At 42.6% G+C, this 6,632-nt stretch carries 6 protein-coding genes; 3 read left to right on the top strand and 3 right to left on the bottom strand.

Annotated features, from left to right (window positions below):
* On the top strand, nt 1–611 hold a 611-nt coding region (locus RH89_RS10465), incomplete at its 5' end, for an aromatic amino acid transport family protein (RefSeq protein ID WP_004401717.1).
* A 512-nt stretch (nt 612–1,123) separates the two neighbouring features.
* On the opposite strand, the gene RH89_RS10460 is transcribed toward RH89_RS10465, so the two are convergent.
* The 3 genes from RH89_RS10460 to RH89_RS10450 form a co-directional block, all read right to left on the bottom strand.
* Nucleotides 1,124–1,813 (bottom strand): HAD-IA family hydrolase, encoded by a 690-nt coding sequence (locus tag RH89_RS10460; RefSeq protein WP_004401716.1) that lies wholly within the window; start codon nt 1,811–1,813, stop codon nt 1,124–1,126.
* Nucleotides 1,814–1,984: 171 nt separating this feature from the next.
* Complete coding sequence (locus RH89_RS29905) at nt 1,985–3,157, bottom strand: HD domain-containing phosphohydrolase (RefSeq protein ID WP_022609827.1); 1,173 nt, start codon at nt 3,155–3,157, stop codon at nt 1,985–1,987.
* 705 nt (nt 3,158–3,862) lie between these two features.
* Nucleotides 3,863–4,390, bottom strand: a complete 528-nt coding sequence (locus RH89_RS10450) for a hypothetical protein (RefSeq protein ID WP_004401714.1) — start codon at nt 4,388–4,390, stop codon at nt 3,863–3,865.
* A 233-nt stretch (nt 4,391–4,623) separates the two neighbouring features.
* Between RH89_RS10450 and RH89_RS10445 the strand changes: the two genes are divergently transcribed.
* Nucleotides 4,624–5,100 carry a CreA family protein gene (locus tag RH89_RS10445; protein WP_004401713.1) on the top strand — a complete coding sequence of 159 codons (477 nt, stop codon included), beginning with the start codon at nt 4,624–4,626 and terminating at the stop codon, nt 5,098–5,100.
* Between the two features lie 123 nt (nt 5,101–5,223).
* Entirely contained in the window at nt 5,224–6,528 is a 1,305-nt protein-coding gene (locus tag RH89_RS10440; RefSeq protein ID WP_004401711.1) for an inosine/guanosine kinase, read from the top strand.
* Nucleotides 6,529–6,632 lie beyond the last annotated feature (104 nt).

Below are 6,632 nucleotides of genomic sequence, written 5' to 3'. Positions count from 1 at the left end.
ACGGCAGTATTCCGGCCGTCGTCAAATACCTTGATAAAGACATAAAGGGTTTAAGAATCGCACTGATCCTTGGTTCTTCCTTACCTCTTTTACTCTATATTCTCTGGCAGGTGTCAACATTGGGAGTACTAAGTCAGGATGAACTGAACGCTCAGGATGGTCTAGCTGGGTTTATGCAGGCACTGTCTTCAACTGTTCAATCTGGATCTGTACAAAATGCTATCTCAGTCTTTGCCGACCTTGCGTTGCTGACTTCCTTTCTAGGTGTGAGCCTGGGTTTGTTTGAATTTCTGGGAGACAGCCTGAAAAAGCACACTAAGGATTCCAGAGTTAAAACAGCGTTGATTACTTTTGTTCCACCAATGGCATTTGCACTTTTCTACCCTCAAGGGTTTATCATGGCATTGGGTTACGCTGCGATTGCCTTGGTCGTACTGGCTGTATTTCTACCTGTCAAAATGGCTCATACGGCGAGAAAAATTCACTCATCAAAATCAACGTATGTAGTTGCTGGTGGCTCTGCAAGCCTTGCAATCTGTATGATTGCCGGTATCACCATTATTGCGACCCAGTTTCTCATCTCTTTCGGATTATTAGCATCCATTGGTTAGATAATGATCACATAGGCTTGAAATACTATTTCAGTTTTCAAGCCAAATTTGTGTTTTTTAACACTTATATGTCAAAAATTTGAATCTTGGCGCAGTTCCAAATGAATCTGGTAACATATCGAAAACCCAAATGGCTTTCTAAATATGTGACTGCTATATTCAAAAACGTTGTTGCGATAAGCGGTTAAGTGCAACCAGAATTATTTTATGTGAAGTTACTTCCAGTTTTTGAGAGGTTGATATGCCGTTTAAATTCGTTTCTTTCGCACCGATCCGGTGTGACAAAAAACCTGCATGCTCATGCCCAAATTGTGGAAGCGAAGATTTCTTGATTTCAGAAAACGGCAAGGTCCTGATATGTGAACATTGTGGCAAAGTCACAAAGGACACCACACCAGAGCCTGAAACCCAGGAAACCGTTCACTAATAAATTCAGATTTCAGATACAAGAAAGGCACCTATAGTCAGGTGCCTTTTTTAATTTTGAGTCTTTGCAGTCCGAGACTGTCGATTTAAGAAGCCGAAAAGTTAAGTTTGAGCTCCGATGTTTTCTGTTCAAAGTTAAACAGAATCTCTTCAATATTTGAAATGGTATGCACCGCTTCATGATCGACTTGGTACTCAGGCTGATTAGGGCGGTAGTAATAGGTCGTCATACCGGCTCTTATCCCCGCTTCTACCCCTTTCAAAGTATCATCAACATAGATGCATTCCTTGGGTGACACGCCCATATTCAAGGCGGTATAAAGCAAAAGGTCTGGTTCTGGCTTCCAACTGTTTGCATCGAATGCGCTGTAGATGGCATTGCGAAAATAGCTGTTTAGCCCTGTTAATCGAAGCGCGTGTTTAATTTTATCGCTTTCGCTATTAGAGGCGATACAAACACCAATGCCCAGTTGCTGAAGCTGGCTCAACAAATAGTTGGCCCCTTTGATCGGCTTGAGCTGTGCTTCGTAAAGAACTTGTTTTCTGTCTCGATAGAGTGGTTCAAGCAAATCCAAAGAGAGATTGCAATTCAGTCTGTGGCAAGTCTCGGCAAGAATGTCTGCGGGTTTCCCCCCCTGAAAGTGATTCAGACAATCTTCTAAACTGATGTTTTTATTGAAATGAGCAAATACATCAACGATCGCCTGACAGCACAACACTTCACTGTCGACCAGCGTTCCTTCACAATCAAAAATCACGCAACGTATTTTATCCATATTACACCCAAGTCAATTGAGGGAAATTTGAGTGTTGTACAGCAACGCTTCTTTGGAAAGCTGAGAAAACGAAATCTGCTAGCAGCAGCCTGAATTTATATCCAAAGTGGCATCTTGATCACGATGCTTATGAATTTTTCTGTCTTATTCTTGTGTAAGTGGGAATGTTGACTACATAGCTCTTTCCAGACGCACCACATTGTCGGGATGTTCGTGGCGAATTTTCACAAATTCATCAATATTTTCAATAAGTAACGAAGTTAAATCAGGGTCAAATTGTTTCCCCTGTTTCTCAAGAAAATATTCCGTGACACTAGTAATGTCCCATTCACTCTTGTAACTTCGGCGGCTGAGAAGTGCATCAAATACGTCTGCAATCGCGGTGATACGTGCATAAATATGAATGTCGCTGCCTTTTTTGCCATTGGGATATCCGTTCCCATCCCAATGCTCATGATGTTCTAGCGCGACTATTGCCGCGAGCGCCATCACATCGCCATCTGAAGAGTTAAGCAGGTTGAATCCACTTATGGTGTGGGTTTTCATTACTTCCCATTCGTTGTCATTCAGCCTACCCGGTTTATCCAAAATGGATTCAGGAATAGCTATCTTGCCAACATCGTGCATGGGTGTAATCACTTCTATCAGTTCGCAATCGGCTTTGTTCATGCCATACAGCTTTGCCAGATACGAAGACAATTTGGCAACCCGCTTAACATGGTTGCCCGTCTCACCCGAACGCGATTCTATCGCTTCTCCTAAAACATGGATCATATCTTTCTGAACTTTCAGGGTTTTCTCGTGTAATTCAAATATCTTTTGATTCTTATTCGCTAACTCCTTTTTTTGACGAATAGAAACAGACTGCAAAGCAATAATCACGATAAGTATCGAAATGATAGTCCCGGAGTAAACCAGCATTTCGAGGTTATCTTCTATGAATGATGAGGGCTTGTTGATGACGAATGCATTGGTTGGCAACGAATAGGCTGGGATACCGAAACGTTTCAATGCCCGAAAGTTGAAGATGTCACTGTGCTGTTTTGCACTGGGCAAATCTTCTGAAAGGTTGAGAGGTACATCTTTCGCCAAAAGCTTAGCCGCGGTTACGCCCAGAAGAAATGGGTCTTGCACCCGCCCCCCTAAAACGTCACCTTTTATATTGTGCTCCCAAAGAACAAATACCGGTGCTTCGCTGGAATCTGCAATCTTTCGCGCAATCTTGTCGTAACTGTGGAAAACGCCCTCTTCAATTTCACTATTGAAATGGGTTAGCAAAACAGCATCTTCACTCGATGCGTTACCAAGCACATTCCGAGCTTGTTCCAGTGTTTCCGCCGTCAATTCAACCAGTTGTATATTCTGATATATATTGAAATGCTTTTTGATCTCGTTGCGAACTATGGTAGAAGTCAGGCTGTTGTCAGAAAGTAGATAAAGTTTTTTAATATTTGGTCTTATTCTTATAATTATTTTTAAATTCTCTAATATATTATCTTCTTCGTATAGAATTGTATTTATATTCGTTATTGAATTTAAACTGGCTTGCCTGTCGTTAATACCAACGGCCACTGTCGGAACATTTCTTACCAGCTCACTATTAAATTCATTCATGAATTTTAATGCTCTGTCGTCGGTAATAATTATTCCATCAAAATAGTAATCTTTATACTTTACTTCCAAAAACTTTTTTAAGTCTTCAAAATAATCATCCCGATGGTTTCGCTTAGTATCCAGGTACTCAATGGAAGGGGCGATAACGGTATTGCTGTTTTGAAAGGCGTAAGAGATCCCCCGCTGAATGTCTGCGGTCCATTCATATGAAGGGTCGTAAGAGTGCAATACAAGGATATGAGGGTTGTGGACACTAGTGTTTGTATGTGACTGATTATATGGGACTTCTTCAGACAAGCTTGCGTAGACCTGCCCTGTAAACAGGCAGGCACAGTATACAAGCATAGCGTTTAAGAAAGAGCGTCTCATAGAGATTTACGTACATATATTTGCAGAACAATGCGAAACATATCACATAAAGAAAACGACTGTCTATTAGCCCTGAGTATGAAAATTGTGGTGCTCTACATAATATTTCTCAGCATCAAAATTATTGCTAATAAAATTAATTAGTTGCTGAACTAAATTTATATATTTCTCAGAAGTAAAATCTTCTAAATATATGTCTGAGATCAATATCTCATTATTATGTAACGTTGATAAGGCGCATCCAACTGGTTCACCATTCTTGAATGCAATAATAATTGGAAAGTCGGGTTCTAAAATAATTTGAGTGAGAAACTCAATCATTAAAGCCTGATCGCTTTCTGACTCCCAATGCTTTGCGCTTAACATAGCAAAACAGATGGTCAGACGATGAAAGTCCACGACATACAATTCATCCGCGACTGCTTCAAAATCGCTTGCTTTCTCTTCAGAATAGCTTTTGTTTGACTGACTGGTCCGGTACAGCTCTCGACCAGCGATGCTCTCTTTGGTAGGAAACTCAACATCGACTTGAGAAGACAACCACCCATTCTTGCGGGTGACGAGGTTTAATATTTGATCGTTTTGAATGGTCAACTGGACTGCCTTATCCTCAATTATCACAACCTATTGAATAGCAATGGCTTAGAAGGTGAAACGCACTATCGAAAGCATACAGGTAGGCGTTTGTTACCTCAACCAGTTATGAACAGATATGTAAAAGCAACCGTCGCGGAATCGTAAACTCGCTCACTTTTGCACATTTATCGCTCGCAGTTCCAATCATATTGTTGTAGCTTGAGAAGATATCATTAGATCTGGGACTTAATATGTTGAAAAAGCTTGCGATTGTACCTCTGCTTGCCTTGGGTTTAACTGCCTGTGATAGCAGTGACGAAGTGGGTGATGTGGGACTTGGGTGGTTCACTCTAAAAGACATCAAACTGAATACTTGGGCTGACCCTATTGTAACAGGCGTGACCTGTCATGTTGCCAGTATAGAAGCAGACTTGAGCTTGGCGGATCCAAGTGACAGTTCCATCTCCTGCCGTCAGACGGGTGACATTACACCTGAAATGATTGCGCAAATCGACAAATCCAAATCCGGTGAAGTGGTATTCAAAAAATCAAAAAGCATCTTCTTTAAAAGCATGAAGATCCGCCGAATTTATGATGCCAAGACACAAACTCTGATGTACCTGTCTTACTCGACTAAAGAAACAACAGGCAGCTTTAAGCACAGCTTGTCTACGGTGCCACTATGGGGCACAAAAGCCTACGTCACACCATCCGCAACAGAAGAATAAACATAGAAATTTAATGGTCTTTGTTCCGAAATATCCTTCGGACAAAGACCGTTTACTGGTAGCTTAGCCAATCAAAGTTGTGTAGAATCCGCGCTTCGTTTTTCAATTTACGCTTGAAACAGCATGAAATTTCCCGGTCAGCGCAAGTCCAAACACTATTTCCCTACCCATTCTCGTGATCCACTTGTCAATCAAATTCGCCAAACACCTAAATTGAGCCGTCCAACGATCGTTGGTGTTGGTCAAACCATTGTGGATATTGAAGCGAGAGTAGATGATGACTTCCTGAAACGATACGATCTAAGTAAAGGTCACTCCCTCGTTTTAGAAGAAGAAAAAGCGGACGCACTTTACCGCGAACTAACAGAGAAAAACCTGATTACCCATGAGTATCCTGGCGATACGATTGGCAACACGCTTCACAACTATTCTGTTCTTGCTGACAGCAAATCTGTCCTTCTTGGCGTGATGAGCAAGAACATCGAAGTGGGTTCCTACGCTTATCGCTACCTCTGCAACACCTCTTCCAGAATGGATCTGAACTACCTGCAAACAGTAGATGGACCAATTGGTCGTTGCTATACCCTGATTTCTGACGACGGCGAGCGTACGTTTGCTTTAAACGTTGGTCAGATGAACCAGCTTTCTCCAGAAAGTATCCCTGAAAAGGTATTCAAGAAAGCTGCGGCGCTGGTTGTTTCTTCGTACCTGATGCGTGGCGAACCTACAGACCCAATGCCGATGGCTGTTCAGCGTGCTGTAGAGATGGCGAAGAAATACGATGTACCTGTAGTGCTGACACTTGGAACGAAGTACGTTATTGAAGGTAATGAGACCTGGTGGCAGGAGTACCTGAAAGAGAACGTGACTGTTGTTGCAATGAACGAGGACGAAGGCGAAGCTCTAACGGGCGAGAAAGATCCTCTGCTAGCCGCAGACAAAGCGCTTGAGTGGGTAGACTTAGTTCTGTGTACCGCAGGTCCTGTTGGACTGTATATGGCGGGATACACAGACGAGCACGCAAAACGTAAGACGACGTTCCCACTTCTACCCGGCAACATTCCAGAGTTCAATAAATATGAATTCAGCCGAGCGATGAAAAAGTCGCAATGCGAACACCCGACGAAAGTGTATTCACACATCGCCCCTTACCTAGGTGGTCCTCTTGAAATTAAGAACACCAACGGAGCTGGCGACGCTGCGCTTTCTTCTTTGCTTCACGATATGGCTGCTAACCTCTACCATAGGTCTAACGTGCCAAATTCGAGTAAGCATGAGCAGAATTATCTGAGCTATTCGTCACTGTCGCAGATTTGTAAGTACGCCAACCGTGTAAGTTACGAGGTACTGACACAGCACTCGCCTCGCCTGACTCGCGCACTTCCTGAGCGTGAAGACAGCCTTGAAGAGGCTTACTGGGACAGATAAAAAAGGGGCTTTCGCCCCTTTTTTATCTGTATATCTAGCAATACCGAGTTATTGTTGCGCTCTAAAACGCTTGGGGGTTGTGCCTGTATGTTTTAACGTTTAGG

This window comes from Vibrio nigripulchritudo ATCC 27043 (genome assembly GCF_000222685.1).
GTDB lineage: Bacteria > Pseudomonadota > Gammaproteobacteria > Enterobacterales > Vibrionaceae > Vibrio > Vibrio nigripulchritudo.
This window is presented reverse-complemented; position numbering and strand designations above follow the sequence as displayed.